The organism is Legionella maioricensis (genome assembly GCF_023618015.1).
Classification (GTDB): Bacteria; Pseudomonadota; Gammaproteobacteria; order Legionellales; family Legionellaceae; genus Legionella; species Legionella maioricensis.
Map to the genome: position 1 here is coordinate 165,194 of NZ_JAJKBJ010000003.1, position 19,021 is coordinate 184,214.

Consider the following 19,021-nt stretch of genomic DNA (forward strand, 5'->3'; position numbering starts at 1 on the left):
CAGGTTAATGCTATGCTTAATAGACACCTGATAAGGTATACAAAGAACATGCAAAAAGATGTAAATAGCATATCCCTGATAACATACAATATTCATAAAGGGTTTGGTGTGGGCGCTGTGCGCTTTTTACTTCCCGAAATGCGATCTGCTATTACGGGATTAAATCCAGACTTTGTTTTTTTACAGGAAGTACAAGGCAAACATAGAAAGAGAGAAAAACGAATAGACTCCTGGCCGGAAGCCCCCCAATTTGAATATATAGCTGAAAACATATGGCCACATTATATTTATGCCAAAAATGCAGTTTATCAATCAGGACATCACGGAAATGCTATTTTAAGTAAGTACCCATTTGAGTGCTTTGAAAATATAAATCTTTCGAATATTAATAGAGCTTCCCGAGGAATACTGCATACGCAGTTGATAATTGATAACGCCACTATTCATTTATTGTGCGTGCATCTGGGGCTTTTTAAAGCTGAACGTGCTGAACAGTGTAAAGCGTTAATGAAGCGGATCAAGGAAGTGGTTCCTCCAAATGAGCCTCTATTAATGGCTGGTGACTTTAATGATTGGCGCACTATTATTTCCAAAACACTGGCGGATGATTTGAATATAGAAGAAGCCTTTGTAACTATTGAGGGACAGCATGCCCGTTCTTTCCCGGCAATTAGACCAGCCTTATGTGTCGATCGAGTTTATTTCCGTGGGATGAAAGTACAGGAGGTTGCCTGTTTGCAGGGTAAACCCTGGCGTATGTTATCCGATCATTTACCCCTATATGCTCGTTTTGAGTTACTTTAAAGGCTAATCTGAAATAGATGAGGATTGGTAATGAAGCAGCCTGTCTGGTTAGGGACAGGCCATTAATTTTGAAGTTATTCCATAGAGCTGTCGTAGTCACCAAAGCAGGCCATGCTGTTTAAGCGAGCACGCTTTAATAATGCATCCTGGGCACGGGAATTATTTTCTTTCTTTCCACCCCAAGCCTTTAAACAATCTTCCTGTAAGGCTCTGCCGAAAGAAAAACTTAATAACCAGGGTTGATCCCCAATAGTATTCATGGCATTAAGATTAGCCGTTGCTTGTTGTGGCGATTGTCCGCCAGACAAGAAATTAATGGTTGGAACAGAAGCGGGTACATTATTACGGAATACGCTAATAGTATAATCAGCTACTTCATCGGGCGCGCTGAAAGGCGTTACCTCTTTACCGCAAGTCACCATGCTGGGTTTTAATATAATATGTTCCAGCTCAACCTGATGGATGAATAAAGCATGGAATAATTCATGTAAAATCATTTCAGTTACTTCAGCACAAAGTTCTATGCTGTGGTCACCGTCCATAAGAACTTCAGGCTCTACTATTGGTACGATGCCTACGGATTGACATGTTGCAGCATAGCGAGCAAGATTTTCAGCTCCGGCTTTAATCGCTGTGATGCTGGGAGCATGTTCTGAAATAGAATAAACATTTCGCCATTTAGCAAATTTTGCTCCTAATTTTTTGTATTGAAGCAAACGCTCGGTTAAGCCATCCAAACCTTGAGTTACTTTCTCATGTTTTGTATTGGGTAAATCAACCAGTCCTTTATCTACTTTAATTCCAGGGACTATCCCTTTATTGGCAAATAATTCTGCTATAGGAATTCCATGATCATCTTTTTGATGAAATGTTTCTTCAAACAAGATTACTCCATTTACGTATTGTTCGAGATCTGGAGTAGTAGCGAGCAATAATCTGTAATCGCGGCGATTTTGCTCTGTGTTTTCAGTATCTATTGTTTCAAATCGTTTACCTATAGTGCCATTGCTTTCGTCTGCGGCTAGAATGCCTTTCCCATTTTCCAGCATTTGCTCCATAGTTTCTGATAATTCTTCATAATGCATGATTTGTTATTCTCCTAATTTAGATTCAGCTCTTACCGCGAAAGATATTTTTCACGGATAATTTGCTGCATAGCAAAACCTTGATCTTTTAAATAGTTAAATGCGTCGTCGATCATACCTGGATTTCCACATAAATAAACAACATCCTTTTCAGGACTAAGATTAAGTTCTGGGAATGCGTGCTGAACGTATCCACTGTATTCATTAACTTGTAACGCTTGAGGTAATTCACGACTTAAATGGGCTCTAAAGGTTACTTGGGGATATTTCTCAGCAAAAGCCTTAAATTCATTGGCATAAAGGATTTCCTCTCGCTTCTGTACCCCTTGCAGAATAACGACTTTCAGATGTGGATTTTGCTCTATACGTTTACTTAATTCATTGAGCATGGCCCTGTAAGGCGTTACGCCAGTACTGGTGGCAACTAAAATATAGCGCCCGGGAACTTCATCTTTAAAAATTAATCGGCCAAACGGACCATTAATATGAATTGTATCGCCCGGTTTTAAATTAAAGAGTAATTCAGTACCAGGCCCACCTTCAAAATATCCCGCTGCGAATTCAATTCGATTATCCTGCTTTGGTTCATTGGCTATGCTATAACTGCGTTTTAAAGTTTTACCATCGCGTTCAAAATGAATAGTAATAAATTGACCGGGCAAATAATTAAAGGCAGGCGACAAGGTACAACTAAAAACAAAATGTTTTACTTTCGGAGAAATCATAAAAGATTCTGTTAAAGTAATAGGAAAGGTATTTACTTGCATGACGAATATCAACTTTTATTATAAAGTGCCTAATATAGGGGAAAAATTATGCATTGCAAGAGCTGAGATAATATAATTAACATATGACTACTACTGATTTAATCACAATTATAGGCAATGTAAGCCAATCCTTGTATCCCGTACAAAAATTTATATCGGGGTTGGCTTATCTGTTGGGCTTTTTATTTTTTTTAACAGCCTTCGAGAAATTAAAAAAAATAGGTGATAAAAGAGCCCAATCGTCTTCTCAGGAAAAAATGTTCACGCCTATGATGTATATGCTGATGGGAGCAATGTTACTCTATTTACCTTCAGTGCTTCATACCCTGGCTAATACCGCCTTTGGGGTAGGCAATGTTATATCGTACACCAATTATAATCCAATGGACATTTATAGTGCTATGGGTTTATTGATTCGAACCGCGGGAATCTTGTGGTTTGTAAGAGGATGTGTTTTGGTCGCCCATGCCAGTGAGCCAGGAACTCAAGAGGGCCCCAAGGGATTGGCTTTTATATGTGCGGGAGTTTTAGCCATGAATTTTGATAATACAATTTCTGTACTCAATTATATCCTGAACTCAGTGATTACCTGGACTGAGGCAATAAAAAACAGTCAAGGATACTAAAAGTAACCATTGGCACTTATGAATGTTTAAATAGTATTTTTATTCCTCTTCGCCACAAATGCGAAGATTATTCGTTTTAGCAAAATCCAGGATGGATTGATACACCTGAGGGCTTGATTCTTTGAGTTTGGGGTCAAGTAACACGCAATGATATCCCTCACTATTCACGCTAGGTTGGAGGAGCGGAGAATAATAAATCCGGCTGTTTTTAAAGCTTGCTAAGGAACCACTCATGCGTTCTGCCCAATCGCGCGGTCGGAATGTTTTACCTTGATCAGTTACTCCTTCAATAACGATGGTTTTACGGGGGGGCGTTTTATTCTCTGGTTTGGACATAATTCTATGCATTTAAAATACAGTATGCCAATTATAGCATCATCACGGTGCATCTGTATGGAGATTTAACGATTTTGGAGTAATATATTTACATTAAACCGTTAAAATTGGTTTTCCATAGTAGTTTTTGTTGCAATTATGTTAGCATGTCGATGAATTAGATATTGTGAGGCTTGATAGCGAATGGAAAAAGAAAGTCATTCTGGGATTTATTTGTTGCCAAATTTATTAACAACTGCCAGTTTATTTGCTGCATTTTATTCTTTAGTTTCTTCGATGAAGGGGCAATATGAAGCCGCCATTGTAGCCATGTTTATAGGTATGATTGCTGATGGTTTGGATGGACGAATCGCTCGTCTGACCAATACTCAAACTGAATTCGGCGCTCAGTATGATAGTTTATCAGACATGGTTACTTTTGGTGTGGCTCCATCATTATTATTATATAATTTAACCCTAAGTCATTTGGGAAAATTTGGCTGGTTAGTCGCTTTTGTTTATACAGCTGCTGTTGCATTACGTCTTGCCCGCTTTAATACGCAACTTGAAACAGCTGATAAAAGATTCTTTCAGGGGCTTCCTTGTCCTCCTGCGGCTGCAGTAATGGCTTCTTTTGCCTGGCTATGTCATCAAAATGAATGGCAGAATATGTTTATTTCTGTATTAACAGCCGTTTTAGCTTTATTTGCGTCAGTCTTAATGGTTAGTAATTTGCGCTATTACAGCTTTAAGGAAATAGATTTTAAAGGCAAAGTTCCATTTTTATATGTGTTGGTCATGATCATTTTATTTGTAGCCATAGCTGCAAACCCGGCTATAGTTCTATTTGCTGGTTTTACTCTTTATGCCTTGTCTGGGCCAATGCTCACTTTAATTTATTTGCATAAGATGAAACGAGGACGGCTCAAGAAATAGCTCGGCAAGCCTGCCTGGCTATTCACCTTCACCAAAGAAGTTATTGATTAATTGTACTAAAGCTTCATTCATGGCTTCTTCATCTGGACCATCAATCTCTAGGGTGAGTTCACTTCCTTTATTGGCAGCGAGCATCATCACTCCCATAATGCTTTTTCCATTAACGGTTTGTGAGTCTTTGGTTACATCAATATGGCTTTGAAATTTTGCTGCTGTTGAGACAAATTTCGCAGAAGCGCGCGCGTGTAAACCTAATTTATTTATTATCTTAATTTGAGTCTTTATCATAACCCGTACAATGTATCATGACTAAGGAGTCAGGTATAGGGTGAACCGTTCACGGGTAGGTAATTTATTAAAATAACATGCTCTAATAGTAGTCGTTGCGAATGAAGTGAAGTAATCCAGTACAGAATTCTGGTGAAAAATCGTTCTTGCTTCGCTAAGGTTTGCAAAGACGGAATTTACATACTCTGTGAATAGTTGCGGTATAGGTTATTGTGCTAAAGAATATTCATCGCTGCCGGAGCAACGATGAATGCAAATAAAATAATAGTTACTCTCTATCATCATCTCGAAGTGCAAGAAGTTTTTCTTTATGTTTTATGAGTTGTCGATTTAACTTATCAACTAAGGAGTCAATAGCAGCGTACATATCTTCTGATTCAGAACTTGCGTGCAGTTCGCCCTTGGCAACCAGAACAGTGGCTTCAGCAATTTGCCTTATTTTTTCAACATCAAAAACTACATTAATAGCCGTGATGTGATCAAAATGACGCTCAAGTCTATCGAATTTTTCTTCGGTAAATGCTCTGAGTGCAGGAGTAACATCGATACGATGTCCAGTGATGTTGATTTGCATAAGACTCTCCTTTAATTGCTAATTATAATTAATTACGAATAACTTTTCGTTCGTTAGATGGGGCAATTCCCAAAGCTTCACGATATTTTGCTACAGTACGTCTGGCTACTTTGATGCCTTGTTCAGCAATGAGCTCGGCAATTTTACTATCACTTAAAGGCTTTTTTCTATTTTCTGCTAAAATTAATTTTTTTATTACAGCACGGATTGCAGTTGAAGAGCATTCTCCTCCAGTATCGGTGTTAACGTGACTGGAAAAAAAATATTTAAGTTCAAATACCCCACGAGGGGTGTGCATAAATTTTTGGGTGGTAACCCGGGAAATTGTTGATTCATGCATATCCAGTGCCGAAGCTACATCATTTAGAATCAAGGGTTTCATTGCTTCTTCGCCAAACTCAAGAAATCCTTGTTGGTATTCGACGATGCATGTGGCTACTTTGAGCAGTGTTTCCTGTCGGCTTTGAATGCTTTTTAAAAACCAGCGTGCTTCTTGTAAGTTATTTTTTAAGAACAGATTATCAGTACTGTTATCTGCGCGTTGGATTAGAGCCGCATATTGATTATTAATACTTAAATGGGGAAGTACATTTTGGTTCAGGTAGACTTTCCATTTATTATCTACTTTTTTCACCGTTACATCAGGAATAATATATTCGGTGATGTCTTGATGGATCACATTCCCTGGTTTGGGGTTGAGCCCCTGAATAATTTGCAGGATTTCATCAACCGTTTTTTCATTGATTTGGTGATTTTTCATTAATTGTCGATAGTTATGTTGTCCCAACAAATCAATATCTTCAACAATGATTTTTTTTGCCATGGTCAAGTGATCTGTTTCTAAAGGAAGTTGTTCCAGTTGAACCAGGAGCGTTTCTGCTAAATTGGCGGAAGCGCAACCCACTGGATCAAACAGTTGGAGTCTATGCCTTACTGCCTCTATCTCTTCTATATCGAGGGGAAAGTCCTCGCTGGTTAAGCTGGCGTGTAAATCACTTATAGGTATGGTAAGAAAGCCATCATCATTAATGGCATCGATAATGGTAGTGGCAATTACTCTATCTATGTCGCTCATAGGCGAGAGATCAAGCTGCCAGCGTAAATGATCTTGTAAATTAGTCGTGGTGCAATGTAAATTATCAAAATTGTAGTCGTTATCTTCAAAGTTATTGCGTTTGTTCTGATTATTATAGAGTTGCGACCATTGAAAATCGGTAAATTCATCACTGTCTTGTTGGTGATTTTCCCGTTGAGGCTCTTCTTTTTCTTCAATTGGCGTCGCCTCAAGCATAGGGTTAGATTCAACTATGAGCTGGATCTCTTGTTGTAGGTCTATGGTTGATAACTGCAAGAGTCTTATTGCTTGCTGTAGCTGTGGGGTTAGCGTTAGATGTTGACCGATACTAAGCTGCAATGACGGTTTCATTCAAATCCTCTTTGTTTTCACTGCTATTATTTATCAGTTTAAACGATCCATAAGGATTATCCAGTCTTTACAAGGGTTAATTTAAATTTTAAGAGGTATTAAGCGGTTATTTTTTTAACAAAATGAAGAAGTTAAAGTGTTAAGTAGAAAGGGGAGATTTATTTTAGAGCAATCTGGATAAATATGCCCCAATTCTGGGGCATATCCAATTATTTTACTTTTTTCTCTTTAAAAAGCACGTGCTTACGTACTTTGGGATCGTACATCATAAGCTCCATCTTTTCCGGATGGTTACGTGGGTTTTTAGTAGTGGTTTTATAGTATCCAGTTCCTGCTGTGGATTCCATTTTCACTTTTACAGTAACAGCTGCCATGGCTTATCCCCTTGAATTATACTTTTTCGCCGTTAGCTCTGATTTTATCCAGAACTGCTTTTATGCCTAATTTGTCTATAATACGCATACCTTTGGTAGTGAGTTTCAATGTGACAAATCGGTTTTCTTCTTCAACCCAGAACTTGTGGTTCTGAATGTTAGGCAGAAAGCGTCTTTTAGTTTTATTGTTAGCGTGCGACACTTTGTTACCAGTCATGGGCCGCTTGCCAGTTACCTGACATACTCTAGACATTGTGTTACTCCAAAATAAGTTCTATATCGTGTTCGTCTTTGTAAAATTCGGGGCTTTCGTTAAACAAAATAGCCGGATGTGTAATACAAGAGCGGTTTTATAACAAAAAAACTCAAATATTGCAATATTTTTACTTTGCTTTCCTAAAGAAAGATGTTCATTAAGGAAAAATTAGAAATACCGAGAGAGGTAATTTATCAAATAAATGACTAATGGGGAAGCGTGGATATTGTAAAAAAAATCGAAACATGCTCCATTGTTGCCATGATCGAGTCTTAATTTTTTAAGCAAAAAACTTGGGGGGTAATAAGGGGCTGCACTTTGATTGATGCCGCGTGACAGTTTTACGGCAAAAGAACGCAAAAAAAATTCCTGTTATTCTTTGTCCAGTCTTTAGTAGAAACTTTAAGCAAAACCAGTATAATTTGCTGCTTTTAAATTTGAGTAATTACCATGCAACGTCGGATTAAAAGTTATGTTTTACGTGCCGGGCGAGTAAGTAACCGACAGCAACAGGGGCTGGATCTTTGGTTTAAAGATTATGAATTGCCTATGGGGAATACGCCCTGGTCTTTTTCAAAAGAATTTGGTCGCTCTGCTGAAACGGTAGTTGAGATAGGTTTTGGCATGGGTACTTCTTTATTAAGTATGGCTAAAGATAATCCTCATCTTAATTACATTGGTGTTGAAGTTCATAAAGCCGGTGTGGGGAGCCTGGTGGCTGATTTGCATGATCACCAGTTGTCTAATGTACGGATAGCTGCTCATGATGCTGTAGAAGTATTCCAAACCCAAATAGAAGATAATTCTTTAAGTGGGGTACAGATTTTTTTCCCTGATCCTTGGCATAAAAAACGCCATCATAAAAGACGTTTAATTCAACCCGAATTTATTCAATTATTAGTTAAAAAAATCAGGCAAGGTGGTTTTATTCACTGTGCTACGGACTGGCAGGAATATGCTGAGCACATGTTAGAAGTCTTATCTGCAGAACCGGCCGTACATAATCAGCAATTGGCAGGGGGCTATTCGCCAAGGCCAGAGTCCAGACCACTTACTAAATTTGAACAGCGAGGTGAGCGCTTAGGGCATGGAGTATGGGATCTTATTTTCATTAAAAAGTAGAAAAAAGGGGCTGGTAGGACAGTATCTTTAAGAAAATTTATTCGGTAAATTAACACCGGAAGTAACCACAAAGGAAGTAACATCATGGATTTTGCAAGTGAGATAAATGAAGCAATAAGCTTGGGGCTTGATGGATTTAAACTTTTTATCCAACATAAAATTAGTGAAAATAAAGACTATCTGAAACAATTTTTTTGGTTACCTCAAGACGGCACACAAATGACTGTTTTAAATTATTTGATTGCGGCGCATCAAGAGCAGGAGGGAGAGTTAGAGGCTGAGGAGTGTGAGAGCGATTTGACTGAGTTCATTGATTACGTACTGGAGTTATCTGAGGATAAAAATGTGGGTGAACCTTTGCATCAAGCCATTGTCGCCGGGAAACTTCAATTAGCTTTTCATTTGTTAGGCATTGAACGATGTATAGAAGAAAACAGCAGAGCAAATGTTATTGCCTTATCCGAAGAGATGAGAAAAAAAGCCAAAGCTAATAAATATGATATGGATAGGCGTGATAGTGAGGGGCGTACTTTAATATCATTAATTTTAAATATAAAAAACATAGCATTATTAATAAATATATTAATGAATAAACTTAATATTCACGCCACAACGTCCATGACAGATGCTCGGGTGAGGTTTCAACCAATACATCAGGCTGTAGTACTGGATTTTGCGGACGGGGTGCGTTTGTTGGCTGCTGAGGGAGCTCAATTGGCTAACCCGCTAGGGGTAATGAAAGATACCCCTTTAATCTTGGCTGCGCGTTTAGGAAAAATCAATGCCATGGAGGCTTTACTGGAGTTTCCTGGAGAAAATCTGCAACTGGAAGCAGAAAACAATAATTTATTTGAAGACAAAATGACTGGCCATACCGCCATGGAAGAGCTTTGCGAGCGCATAGCCAATAATAACGAAAAAAATGAAGCTATTCGCGGAGTCGCAATGTTATTGTGTCGGGGCGCAGAACCTCCACTCCGAGAAGAAATGCGTCAATTATTAAGCAGTAATCGGATTGCTTTATTAAAAGCAATCGATAAGTATCTGGAAGATAAACCTGGGCTGGTTGATGCTTTTGTTAATCGTTGCCATGTTACTGACGGTCCTTTACACAATATCGTCTACGCGGATCACTCCTGGGGAAGCTCTATTCGTCATCTATTTGGTACGCCTAGCGAGGCGGCATTTATCGTTGAGAACCTGGTCATTAGAAAATATAATGATTCACAGGTTGAGCAGGCCAATGGCACTCCGCTGTCATTTGCCACAGCCGAGAGTCTAGCACGAGAGAGAAATCATCTTAAATTATATGCTGAGTTTGTCAGACGTTATACCCAGGCCTATGATAGTCAAATATTTACCAACCGCTGGAGTACGATGAGGTGGATGATCGCTGAAGGTCGTTGTGATTGGGCAACGGTTGTAAACTATGCACGAAACCATCCAACAAGTCGAACACGAATTATCTGGGGCGAAATGTTCCATCCCATGCCTAAACTCCATGAAGACATTGAGGAGACATCTGAAAACTCTTCAGAACATACAGTCCGAATGGCTTAGTGACGTGAACCCCTTGCTATATTAGAATACAAGGGGTGTTTTCTTAATCTAATTTATTCTCAGAGTGAATACTCAAAACAGTATCTACTTGCTTAAACTTAATATACCCCCTAGAATTCTAGCTTTCTTAGAAATTGCCAGGAGTAGTAGATGGGGTGGAATGAGCCGGAAAAAGGCAAAGATCCTTGGAAGGGTAAAAATCAACCTCCAGATTTAGACGAAGCCTTTAAGCGTATCCATGAAAAATTAAAGAAGGTTTTTGGCGGCGCTTCGGGGCAAGCGAGTAATAAATCACCCAGCAGTTCAAATGGTGGTTTGTTAGCTGGGGTGGTGATTTTAATCGCATTTGTTCTTTGGGTTCTTTCAGGTATATTTATAGTTGATCCTGCGGAGCAAGCTGTGGTGTTGCGTTTTGGTAAATATGTAGAAACTGTTGGACCAGGACCTCATTGGATACCAAGAGTTATTTCCTCAAAAATAGTAATGAATGTGGATAGAGTTTTAGATTATTCTTATTCTGCTCAGATGCTTACAAGTGATGAGAATTTAGTGGCTGTTTCATTAGCGGTACAATACCGTATTAATGATTTACAACAATATTTGTTTAACGTGGCTAATCCTGAAGAGAGTCTTCAGCAGGCAACTTCTAGCGCATTAAGACAGGTTGTTGGTACCACCACTTTAGATCAGATCATCACTGAAGGACGTGAAGTCTGGGGTAACAGGGTGCAAGATTCTCTAATCAAAACATTAGGCATGTATAAAACGGGTATTTTAATTGTCAATGTGTCTCCTCAACCAGCACGTGCCCCTGAAAGTGTGCAGGATGCTTTTGATGATGCAATTAAAGCACAGGAAGACGAGAAGCGTTTTAAAGAACAAGCTTATGCCTATGCTGCCAAGGTGGTTCCTATTGCCGAAGGAAATGCAAGTCGTATAGAACAAGAGGCTAAGGCGTTTTCCCAACAAGTAGTTTTACGCGCACAGGGCGAAGTTGCTGAATTTTTGGCATTACTTCCTCAGTATATTGCCGCGCCCCAAGTTACTGCCAAACGCATGTATTTAGATACTATGGAAAAAGTATTAAATAATAGCAGTAAAATCATTGTTGATGGTAAAGCAGGTAATTTGCTGTACTTGCCATTAGATAAATTATCCATGAGTCAGTATGGTTCTCAACCTGACAGTTCCAAGGTGAAAAAAGGCGGTGCTGCTGATAGTAGCGACGAAGATAATGAGATGTTAATTGGGCGTAATCTCACCAGACCTACTTATCGCCAAGGGAGGGATTAAGAATGAATGCGACTAAAACAACTTTGGGCATTGTCACATTTTTTATATTATTGCTGTTTTTTACGAGTGTCTTTACGGTGACGCAAGGACAGCAAGGCATTATTTTGCGTTTAGGTCGATTGGTCACTGATAGTCAAACCGATCAAGTGAAAGTATTAGAGCCCGGATTGCACTTAAAAACTCCTTTTATTGAAAATGTACGTATTTTCGATACACGTATTCAAACGATGGATATCAAATCAACTCGTATTGTTACTAAAGAGAAAAAGGATGTCATGGTTGATTATTACGTTAAATGGCAGATTACTAATTTAGCGCAATACTTTAAGTCTACCGGTGGCAATGAATTTAAGGCTGAGACATTGCTAGAGCAGCAGTTAAATACTTTGTTGCGGGCGCAGTTTGGTAAGAGGACTATTTCTGAAGTGGTTTCCGGAGGTCGGGATGACGTAATGGAGCTATTACGTAAAGCAGCGGAAAAGCAAGCCAGTGAACTAGGTATTACTGTTGTTGATGTCCGTATCAAGGGCATAGAGTTGCCTGCCAATACGAGTAATGCAATTTATCAGCGGATGAGGGCTGATATGCAAAAGATTGCCAACAGACATAGAGCGGATGGTCACGCAGCTGCAGAGCAAATTCAGGCTAAGGCAGATGCTGATGTTATGGTTTTATTGGCTAAAACTAAAAGTCAGGCGCAACGTGTTCGAGCAATTGGACAAGCTGAAGCCGCTGCTATTTATGCTAAAGCTTATAGTCAAAATAAAGATTTTTTTGCTTTATACCGTAGCTTGCTTGCGTATGAAAACAGCTTCCGTAGTAGAAAAGATATTTTAGTTTTAGACCAAAGTAGTTCTTTTTTTGATTATTTCAGGCAAGCAACACCAAAAAATGATGGTGTAGCTGCTAAAAATTAATTATAATGTTCGATTTTGCTGAAATTGGGTTCAACTTCAGTCAGCACTGTAAACTAAGAGTAGATCATGGGTAAGAATGTTGTTGTTTTAGGTACACAATGGGGTGACGAAGGCAAAGGTAAAATTGTCGATTTGTTAACTCAAGATGCACAAGTTGTTGTCCGTTACCAAGGCGGTCATAACGCAGGACATACTTTAAAAATTAAAGGGGTGAAAACGATTCTGCGTTTAATTCCTTCCGGTATGCTCAGACCTCATGTGACTTGTTATATTGCTAATGGCGTAGTGCTTTCACCTCAAGCCTTACTCTCTGAAATAAAGGAACTCGAAGATAAAGGGATCAACGTTAGAGACCGTTTACGCATTAGTTTGGCGTGTCCTCTTATTCTTCCTTATCATGTGGCTTTAGATAAGGCACGAGAAGGGCATATGGGCAGTTCCGCCATTGGAACAACAGGGCGGGGTATCGGTCCAGCTTATGAAGATAAAATTGCCAGACGTGCGCTCAAGGTAAGTGACTTATTCCATCCTCAACGTTTTGCTAAAAAATTGACTGACCTTTTGGATTATCACAATTTTGTTTTAACGCAGTATTTTAAACAACCTCCTGTAGCGCTACAGCCTATACTGGATGATGCATTGGTTTGGGCTGAAGAGTTGAAGTCTATGGTTTATGATGTCTCTACATGCTTACATGAGCATAGAGAAAAAGGTGACAACATTTTATTTGAGGGTGCTCAAGGTGTTTATCTTGACATCGATCATGGAACCTATCCCTTTGTTACTTCATCAAATACCTGTGTAGGTTCTGTAATCAATGGTGCCGGGTTTGGTCCCAAATATCTTGATTACGTTTTAGGTATCACCAAGGCCTATACTACGCGTGTAGGCGGCGGTCCTTTTCCCACAGAACTCTCTGATGAGATTGGGAAAAGAATTGCTGAGCGTGGCCAGGAATTTGGCGCTGTTACAGGTAGACCCAGACGATGTGGTTGGTTTGATGCGGCCCTATTAAAGCGTTCTATTGAACTGAACAGCATTACTGGTTTATGTATCACTAAATTAGACGTACTCGATGGTTTGGATGTGCTTCGCATTGCAGTAGCTTACAAAGACAGAAACGGTACTCTTTTATCTCGCCCACCTCAAGCGGCGGATGATTTTGAAGGTTTAGAGCCAGTATATGAAGAAATGCCTGGATGGCAGGAAGATACTGCGGATGTCACGGTAATGAGTGATCTACCCGCGAATGCTATTGCCTATCTAAAGAGAATCGAACAATTACTTGGTATTCCGATTGATATGTTGTCAACAGGGCCAGAAAGAGATTCAACTATTATCTTACGAGATCCTTTTACTGTTTAAGGATGCTTTTAAAAATCAATAACGGGTATAGGGCTGAGCAATAGCTCAGCCTTATACTTACCTCTCATTATTATGTTCGTAAGCGTTGTCAACATAAGGCATCAATCCTGGGTAACATCATTGCAATCAGGAAAGTGATTCAAAATTTGATCCCGGTTGCAAGCAGCTGGGATACAGGCCCAACAAAAAACTCTTCAAAATACTGCCGCAGATTTGCAGAATAGAAAGGAGTTAAATAATGTTTTAGCTTACTATTTTTTACAACTCAATTTGAGCTGATCTCGAATATAGCTATAGGGCTTGGGTTAGTATAGAATTTCGAAAATACTCCCTCTTTCATAATCATAAAGGATTGTTTATGTACGGTAATATAGAACAAGAGCAATTAATATCTCATTCTACTTCAACCCAATCCGTAGAAGTTACCGTGCAAAAGATTGCCGCCAGAATAAAAAAGCAAGGAGATAAACCCTACGCAACAGTAGCTCTACAATTGAAGTTACTTGAACAACTGACTGAGTTTGCCTTTGGTCGTTTTTTAATCCTGAATCAAGGGATCAACGGTTACTGGACGCATTATATGTTAACTCATCCCTGGTTTGGTCGGAAAACTGGAGAAAGTGCTCCTGGAGTTCCATTGACTGAATTAGAGGTCTTTATTCTTGACAAGGCACCCTTGATGCTGGCCACACAAGAACGTTTTGAAATTTTTCTGCAACAAAATCAAGTTGCAGTAAAAAACGATGCCGCACTTTCTTGTATTCCTTGTGGAATGATGGGGGAGCTTCTCTATCTTGATTTTACGGATATCACTCATATTAAATTAATAGGTTATGATTATGATCCCGTTACTTTAGATGAGGCTAAAGACCTTGCTGCAAAGCAAAACTTAGCTCATTTCATAAAGCTTAATCAAGGTAATGCCTGGAAGCTTGATGTGGAAAGCCAATTTGATCTGATTTCCAGTAATGGACTTACAATTTATGAGCCGGATAATCAGAAAGTTACGGAGCTATATCGCCTGTTTTATAATGCCCTAAAACCTGGTGGAAAATTGGTTACCAGTTTTGTTACTCCTCCACTATCCCTGACTAATGAATGTGAATGGGATATGACTAGGCTTAATCAGCAGGATTTGTTACTTCAAAAAATTATTTTTGCAGATATTCTTGAGGCGAAATTTCAATGTTATCGGTCGTCGGCACAAAGTAAACAGCAACTGGAAGTCGCAGGTTTTAAAGACATTCAATTCATTTACGATAAGGCAAAATTATTTCCTACGGTCCTTGCCTATAAATAAGGCGAATCCAAAATATTGATGCTCACTTCCGGATGCGGTAGGGAATGAGTATATTACCGTTTTTATCTAAATGTTCTCCGGATCTTTTTTCTGGATAAGCTAAAAATACCTATTGCTGTTCAAATACCTTTATTCCCCCCTATATCCAATTCCTATTTTTTGACCATATCCAATCTGTTTTCTTCTGAAAACAATAAAAATGCCGTTTTTTTGTCCACATTGTTAATGTTTTGTTAATGTTCGGCTTGTATAATTACGCTAGTTAAATACACAAGAAGGGAAGCTACATCATGTAAAGAGGTAATAAAATGAGAACAGAATATAAAATTGGCGTATGCGTAAAGGAAACTAATCAAGAAAATGGACCTGGGCACGTTTCAGCTTTACTGATCAAGCAAAAAGAAGGGAAAACTAAAGTGTATCACACGAGCTTTTTCCCTTCTATGTTGGGAAGTATCGTCAATGGAATAACTATAGGTTCCATACCTGTTAAAGGACTATTAGCTCAAGACCACATGCAAGATGTAGAGGAAGCCGATCATGTTTTAGTTACTTCTATACCTAAAGAACAATTTCAAAAAGCAAAAGATGGCCAAAAAGAATTTAGTAATGATGTACAGATCGGACGTCGAGTTTATTCGGTTTTTCGTAAGGCAAATCCACTCGCTAACCTTCTAAGTAAGGTGATTAATGGTGCAGGTGGCGCCCAATCAGTAATAGAAAAACATAAGAAGGAAGGTTATTATCCGCCAGAAGATTACTGCGGTATCCATGTATTTGATGACGACCACCCAAAAATTGAAAAAATTCGTGTCGACAACTGTACTAGTTCTGTAACTCATGTTCTACGCAAAGCCGGTTATAACAATTTTCAGAATCCTGGAATACCAACTGACTTTACTTCTGAGCTGGAAAAACACGGCTTTACTAAAGTAGACAAAGAAGAGTTTGTGAAAGAACATAGTAATTCCTTCGAGTTATAACCCCAAATCAGGTACATCATATTTAATAATATTAATGTGGTGTACCTCATTATTCACTTGATTAAAAATTTCATACCTGATACTCAGTAAGCCATAGGCTCCAGTTTTTCTAATTATAAAAGGATTGTAATGTTTTCATTTCTAAAATCTAAAAAAAATAGGGAAGTTAGTACTCCTCCCTTGGATTTATCTGTTAAAAAAAATAAAGAAGGTAGTCTTGATATTTCTGATTCACCCTCTCCTGCACAAGAAATAAAACCCGCTGAAGGGCCAAAAGATAAAGATACTTGGGTATTTATTTGGAGTATGACTGCAGATAACGTGGGGCATGTCGCAGTACAAATAGGCGGGGCTCAGCCCAAAATGAAGGAGGAGGATCCTGGAGAGTATGCCAGCATTCATCCTGATAAAATCCCATCGATGGGATTAACATCAGTATTACCTTTACCGGCCCATATTGCTACAAATCTATCTGAAGATATGGAGAATTTAGGGGGGGAAAAAAATACAGTTTTTATTGATATGGATGGACCTCGAAATGTAAAACCACATAAAGATTCAGGTCCTTTGCAGCCTGACCGGGTATATCATTTTAAAAATCTTGATACTCCTGCAATGAGGGAGCACATTCATAAAACCCATGAAAAGGTAAAAACGGGTGAGGTGAGTTATCAATTATTTCCGAATGTGAATTTGATTAAATTTTTTAAAGACAGTTCAGCATTTATTGCTCAAGACCCAGTTGACATTGAAATGCACCGAAAAATATCTGAGAAAAAAGAAAGTACTGAGCAAGCTTATAATTGCACTACGCTTGTTAGCGACATTTTGAATAAAGGTGGATTGCCCATTAAACACTCTAAGACAAAACCATGGGGTATTACTCCGAATGGATTGGCAGATGAGATAGAGAGAAAAGGCCCTGGAATTTAATATTAGCCAATTAGAGTATCGTAAGGTACAAATTGTACTTGTACCTATAGGTTGAAAGATTTTTTATACTTATAAATCGATAGTTGCGAGTGCATATCAAACCCTAGAGCAGCATCCAGCGCGGATACCATTGGCGTCGCTTGTAAGGCGGTATGTTTCATAGCCTTGTTTTTTCGCTTCGTTGAGTCTGGCATAGTATAGTGCTGTGCCTATACCTTGTTTTCTGTATTGGATTAAGCTGGGATCAAATTGCTGCTCAGCACTGTACAACAGCCAATGGGGATTATTAACCAGGGTAAACCAATTACCTTCGTTAGAGACAAATGGGTAACCAAAATAATTAATCCCAAAATGTTCTAACAAAGGTTCGGCTAGTCGTTTAAATAAGCCAGAGTGCTTGATGCTGGTTTGTTCCACATATCATTGATGGCGTTCCATATGTTCTTTGATTAAGAGATGCTGTTATTGTATTTATTTTCAAAAGAGATTAATTTTTGCTCCAAATTCCATTGTAATGTTGCTTTCTCATTATGAGTAATAAATTCCTTACAGCTATCACTATTTAAATCCGCACACTCTTGAATCAGTTTGGCCTTGCTGGCATCAGCCCATATGCTTTTACCAGGAACAAAGGCATAGGTTAAGGTATTTCTATTGATTTGTTTTAATCCTTCATAATCCAATCCCTGCTTAAGAACCGCCGCCACATATTGACGAGTTAGATTTGTTCTTAATACTCCTTCATCGTCAGTAGATAAAACTACAGGAACACGATGAGAAAGATAAGAATTAAGGGGATGATCGGGACCTGACAGATTAAGTATTTTTAAATTGCTTATGAGATTAATTTCCACAGCTAACTGATGTTTTGCCATATAGTTTAAGGTATCCCCAGCTTTGTCTTCATGGGCTATGGCCGCACCATGGCCGATTCGTTGGGCATGACCTGTAAATAATGCATCACGAATATGATAACCTAAATCTTTAGGTTTCACCGGTCCAGGCTCTAATTCTCCCGCGTGCAGAGAAATGTTTACATTAGGGTATTGTTGATGAAAAAATTGAAAAATAAGCATTTGTTGGTGGTAATCACGCAAAGAGATAATGCCATCTTCTGGTTCTACTAAATTAACACCTACCAAATTACCTTTAGAGCGTGACACTGCTTCAAATGCATTGAGCGTTTGGGCAAAAAGATTATCCTTAGATTGTTCACGAAGAGAATAGTAAAGGAATTTTATTTCTACTTTGCAGGGTTCAGCCTGAGGGTTAGTCTTACATCCTAAATGTTCCCGGGCTTGAGTCAGGGTGCGCTCACTTTCTTCAACGGTCTGGCTAATGTTGTTTTGAAAATCCTTATTAGCCAATAATAACTTTTTCTTTTCGGCATAAGACGGAATATTCTTTATTAAAGTGCCAAAAAGTGTTGATTGAGCATTATCTGGAATGTCCATTATTTCCAAATATTGCTCTTGTTGCGCTGCTGCTCTTTGAATGACATTGGCCAGTAATGCGGAACGATAATCAAACACTATAGGCATATACTTCATAAAGCCATTGAAAAAATGATCGTGTCCTGATTCTTTTCCAGGAATAAAATCCTTCATAGACCAATCTTTTATAATCTGAGAATAAAGCTCCGGTTGATTCAGTATGTCTTTAGATTTAACCCCATTGCAGTTGCGGGCAGTTTTGTTCATTGCCAATGTTTTTTTATCTAAACAATAGTCGCCTTTCGAAGCGAGCAACAACATAGTCTCTGGATAGGGGCCTCCTGCTAAATGATAGTGCAACTCTCCCCCTTTAGGCATCATTTTAAAAAATGCATAAAGTGCCTTAGGATCTGTTTTTATTTGATTAAAATAAGAGGTGACGTTGGCTTGTAATGAAGAAATAAAGAAAATACAAAGCAGAGATAGTATTGGTCTAATAAAAGTCATGGTGATTTTTTTGTCTTTCAGTTGAGAGGAGATTATCGCATAATCTGTCCGAATTCCCAACAGTTTTTATTTTTAATTTGTATTTACAGCTCGAGTGTTGCTTCTAATATAAGACATTGGGGATAGATAGCGTAGGATAAAGCGATGAATAATTATA

The 19,021-nt window shown here is 38.7% G+C and carries 21 protein-coding genes; 11 read left to right on the top strand and 10 right to left on the bottom strand.

All coding sequences use genetic code 11. From position 1 onward, the window contains the following. Positions 1 to 48 precede the first annotated feature (48 nt). A complete protein-coding gene (locus LOX96_RS04445) occupies positions 49 to 804 on the top strand; it encodes an endonuclease/exonuclease/phosphatase family protein (RefSeq protein WP_250419373.1) in 756 nt (251 codons plus the stop codon). Between the two features lie 74 nt (positions 805 to 878). On the opposite strand, the gene LOX96_RS04450 is transcribed toward LOX96_RS04445, so the two are convergent. Next, entirely contained in the window at positions 879 to 1,889 is a 1,011-nt protein-coding gene (locus LOX96_RS04450; RefSeq protein ID WP_250419372.1) for a class I fructose-bisphosphate aldolase, read from the bottom strand. 32 nt (positions 1,890 to 1,921) lie between these two features. Continuing rightward, complete coding sequence (locus LOX96_RS04455; RefSeq protein WP_250419371.1) at positions 1,922 to 2,656, bottom strand: ferredoxin--NADP reductase; 735 nt, start codon at positions 2,654 to 2,656, stop codon at positions 1,922 to 1,924. A gap of 83 nt (positions 2,657 to 2,739) precedes the next feature. Between LOX96_RS04455 and LOX96_RS04460 the strand changes: the two genes are divergently transcribed. Further along, positions 2,740 to 3,282 carry a type IV secretion protein IcmC gene (locus tag LOX96_RS04460; protein WP_250419370.1) on the top strand — a complete coding sequence of 181 codons (543 nt, stop codon included), beginning with the start codon at positions 2,740 to 2,742 and terminating at the stop codon, positions 3,280 to 3,282. A 39-nt stretch (positions 3,283 to 3,321) separates the two neighbouring features. On the opposite strand, the gene LOX96_RS04465 is transcribed toward LOX96_RS04460, so the two are convergent. After that, a complete protein-coding gene (locus tag LOX96_RS04465; RefSeq protein WP_250419368.1) occupies positions 3,322 to 3,630 on the bottom strand; it encodes a DUF3579 domain-containing protein in 309 nt (102 codons plus the stop codon). Between the two features lie 171 nt (positions 3,631 to 3,801). Here LOX96_RS04465 and pssA point away from each other — a divergent pair, with 171 nt between their 5' ends. Further along, positions 3,802 to 4,533 (top strand): CDP-diacylglycerol--serine O-phosphatidyltransferase, encoded by a 732-nt coding sequence (pssA, locus tag LOX96_RS04470; RefSeq protein ID WP_250419366.1) that lies wholly within the window; start codon positions 3,802 to 3,804, stop codon positions 4,531 to 4,533. An 18-nt stretch (positions 4,534 to 4,551) separates the two neighbouring features. On the opposite strand, the gene LOX96_RS04475 is transcribed toward pssA, so the two are convergent. The 5 genes from LOX96_RS04475 to rpmB all read right to left on the bottom strand — a co-directional run bounded on the left by LOX96_RS04475 (position 4,552) and on the right by rpmB (position 7,448). Further along, on the bottom strand, positions 4,552 to 4,821 hold the full coding sequence (locus LOX96_RS04475; protein WP_250419364.1) for an HPr family phosphocarrier protein: 270 nt from the start codon (positions 4,819 to 4,821) through the stop codon (positions 4,552 to 4,554). A 268-nt stretch (positions 4,822 to 5,089) separates the two neighbouring features. Then, positions 5,090 to 5,395: a ribosome hibernation promoting factor gene (gene hpf / locus LOX96_RS04480; protein ID WP_250419362.1), complete on the bottom strand. Its 306-nt coding sequence runs from the start codon at positions 5,393 to 5,395 to the stop codon at positions 5,090 to 5,092. Between the two features lie 28 nt (positions 5,396 to 5,423). Further along, on the bottom strand, positions 5,424 to 6,821 hold the full coding sequence (locus tag LOX96_RS04485; protein WP_250419361.1) for an RNA polymerase factor sigma-54: 1,398 nt from the start codon (positions 6,819 to 6,821) through the stop codon (positions 5,424 to 5,426). A gap of 209 nt (positions 6,822 to 7,030) precedes the next feature. Further along, positions 7,031 to 7,195 carry a 50S ribosomal protein L33 gene (gene rpmG, locus LOX96_RS04490; protein ID WP_006872450.1) on the bottom strand — a complete coding sequence of 55 codons (165 nt, stop codon included), beginning with the start codon at positions 7,193 to 7,195 and terminating at the stop codon, positions 7,031 to 7,033. 16 nt (positions 7,196 to 7,211) lie between these two features. Further along, a complete protein-coding gene (gene rpmB, locus LOX96_RS04495; protein ID WP_173236133.1) occupies positions 7,212 to 7,448 on the bottom strand; it encodes a 50S ribosomal protein L28 in 237 nt (78 codons plus the stop codon). 453 nt (positions 7,449 to 7,901) lie between these two features. Here rpmB and trmB point away from each other — a divergent pair, with 453 nt between their 5' ends. The 8 genes from trmB to LOX96_RS04535 all read left to right on the top strand — a co-directional run bounded on the left by trmB (position 7,902) and on the right by LOX96_RS04535 (position 16,924). Beyond that, entirely contained in the window at positions 7,902 to 8,573 is a 672-nt protein-coding gene (gene trmB, locus LOX96_RS04500; protein WP_250419359.1) for a tRNA (guanosine(46)-N7)-methyltransferase TrmB, read from the top strand. An 84-nt stretch (positions 8,574 to 8,657) separates the two neighbouring features. Then, the gene (ankC, locus tag LOX96_RS04505) at positions 8,658 to 10,133 is read left to right on the top strand and encodes a Dot/Icm T4SS effector AnkC/LegA12 (RefSeq protein WP_250419357.1); all 1,476 of its coding nucleotides are present in this window, start codon (positions 8,658 to 8,660) and stop codon (positions 10,131 to 10,133) included. A gap of 150 nt (positions 10,134 to 10,283) precedes the next feature. Continuing rightward, a complete protein-coding gene (hflK, locus tag LOX96_RS04510) occupies positions 10,284 to 11,426 on the top strand; it encodes an FtsH protease activity modulator HflK (protein ID WP_250419356.1) in 1,143 nt (380 codons plus the stop codon). 2 nt (positions 11,427 to 11,428) lie between these two features. After that, the gene (gene hflC, locus LOX96_RS04515) at positions 11,429 to 12,343 is read left to right on the top strand and encodes a protease modulator HflC (protein WP_250419354.1); all 915 of its coding nucleotides are present in this window, start codon (positions 11,429 to 11,431) and stop codon (positions 12,341 to 12,343) included. Positions 12,344 to 12,409: 66 nt separating this feature from the next. Next, the gene (locus tag LOX96_RS04520; protein ID WP_250419352.1) at positions 12,410 to 13,708 is read left to right on the top strand and encodes an adenylosuccinate synthase; all 1,299 of its coding nucleotides are present in this window, start codon (positions 12,410 to 12,412) and stop codon (positions 13,706 to 13,708) included. 358 nt (positions 13,709 to 14,066) lie between these two features. Further along, positions 14,067 to 15,008, top strand: coding sequence for an SAM-dependent methyltransferase (locus tag LOX96_RS04525; protein ID WP_250419350.1), 942 nt, complete (start codon positions 14,067 to 14,069; stop codon positions 15,006 to 15,008). A 308-nt stretch (positions 15,009 to 15,316) separates the two neighbouring features. Next, on the top strand, positions 15,317 to 15,991 hold the full coding sequence (locus LOX96_RS04530; protein WP_250419348.1) for a hypothetical protein: 675 nt from the start codon (positions 15,317 to 15,319) through the stop codon (positions 15,989 to 15,991). Positions 15,992 to 16,120: 129 nt separating this feature from the next. Beyond that, positions 16,121 to 16,924 carry a hypothetical protein gene (locus LOX96_RS04535; RefSeq protein WP_250419346.1) on the top strand — a complete coding sequence of 268 codons (804 nt, stop codon included), beginning with the start codon at positions 16,121 to 16,123 and terminating at the stop codon, positions 16,922 to 16,924. A gap of 96 nt (positions 16,925 to 17,020) precedes the next feature. Here LOX96_RS04535 and LOX96_RS04540 read toward each other — a convergent pair whose 3' ends face one another. Both LOX96_RS04540 and LOX96_RS04545 read right to left on the bottom strand, forming a co-directional pair. After that, on the bottom strand, positions 17,021 to 17,341 hold the full coding sequence (locus tag LOX96_RS04540; protein WP_250419344.1) for a GNAT family N-acetyltransferase: 321 nt from the start codon (positions 17,339 to 17,341) through the stop codon (positions 17,021 to 17,023). Between the two features lie 32 nt (positions 17,342 to 17,373). Continuing rightward, positions 17,374 to 18,864 carry an adenosine deaminase family protein gene (locus LOX96_RS04545; protein ID WP_250419342.1) on the bottom strand — a complete coding sequence of 497 codons (1,491 nt, stop codon included), beginning with the start codon at positions 18,862 to 18,864 and terminating at the stop codon, positions 17,374 to 17,376. Positions 18,865 to 19,021 lie beyond the last annotated feature (157 nt).

Bases quoted from the DNA above. Each gene is read 5' to 3' on its own strand.
- LOX96_RS04545 (WP_250419342.1), bottom strand. From the start codon at position 18,864: ATGACTTTTATTAGACCAATACTATCTCTGCTTTGTATTTTCTTTATT.
- LOX96_RS04445 (WP_250419373.1), top strand. From the start codon at position 49: ATGCAAAAAGATGTAAATAGCATATCCCTGATAACATACAATATTCAT.
- rpmG (WP_006872450.1), bottom strand. From the start codon at position 7,195: ATGGCAGCTGTTACTGTAAAAGTGAAAATGGAATCCACAGCAGGAACT.
- ankC (WP_250419357.1), top strand. From the start codon at position 8,658: ATGGATTTTGCAAGTGAGATAAATGAAGCAATAAGCTTGGGGCTTGAT.
- hflK (WP_250419356.1), top strand. From the start codon at position 10,284: ATGGGGTGGAATGAGCCGGAAAAAGGCAAAGATCCTTGGAAGGGTAAA.
- hflC (WP_250419354.1), top strand. From the start codon at position 11,429: ATGAATGCGACTAAAACAACTTTGGGCATTGTCACATTTTTTATATTA.
- LOX96_RS04460 (WP_250419370.1), top strand. From the start codon at position 2,740: ATGACTACTACTGATTTAATCACAATTATAGGCAATGTAAGCCAATCC.
- trmB (WP_250419359.1), top strand. From the start codon at position 7,902: ATGCAACGTCGGATTAAAAGTTATGTTTTACGTGCCGGGCGAGTAAGT.
- pssA (WP_250419366.1), top strand. From the start codon at position 3,802: ATGGAAAAAGAAAGTCATTCTGGGATTTATTTGTTGCCAAATTTATTA.
- hpf (WP_250419362.1), bottom strand. From the start codon at position 5,395: ATGCAAATCAACATCACTGGACATCGTATCGATGTTACTCCTGCACTC.
- rpmB (WP_173236133.1), bottom strand. From the start codon at position 7,448: ATGTCTAGAGTATGTCAGGTAACTGGCAAGCGGCCCATGACTGGTAAC.
- LOX96_RS04535 (WP_250419346.1), top strand. From the start codon at position 16,121: ATGTTTTCATTTCTAAAATCTAAAAAAAATAGGGAAGTTAGTACTCCT.
- LOX96_RS04520 (WP_250419352.1), top strand. From the start codon at position 12,410: ATGGGTAAGAATGTTGTTGTTTTAGGTACACAATGGGGTGACGAAGGC.
- LOX96_RS04450 (WP_250419372.1), bottom strand. From the start codon at position 1,889: ATGCATTATGAAGAATTATCAGAAACTATGGAGCAAATGCTGGAAAAT.
- LOX96_RS04525 (WP_250419350.1), top strand. From the start codon at position 14,067: ATGTACGGTAATATAGAACAAGAGCAATTAATATCTCATTCTACTTCA.
- LOX96_RS04465 (WP_250419368.1), bottom strand. From the start codon at position 3,630: ATGCATAGAATTATGTCCAAACCAGAGAATAAAACGCCCCCCCGTAAA.
- LOX96_RS04475 (WP_250419364.1), bottom strand. From the start codon at position 4,821: ATGATAAAGACTCAAATTAAGATAATAAATAAATTAGGTTTACACGCG.
- LOX96_RS04485 (WP_250419361.1), bottom strand. From the start codon at position 6,821: ATGAAACCGTCATTGCAGCTTAGTATCGGTCAACATCTAACGCTAACC.
- LOX96_RS04530 (WP_250419348.1), top strand. From the start codon at position 15,317: ATGAGAACAGAATATAAAATTGGCGTATGCGTAAAGGAAACTAATCAA.
- LOX96_RS04455 (WP_250419371.1), bottom strand. From the start codon at position 2,656: ATGCAAGTAAATACCTTTCCTATTACTTTAACAGAATCTTTTATGATT.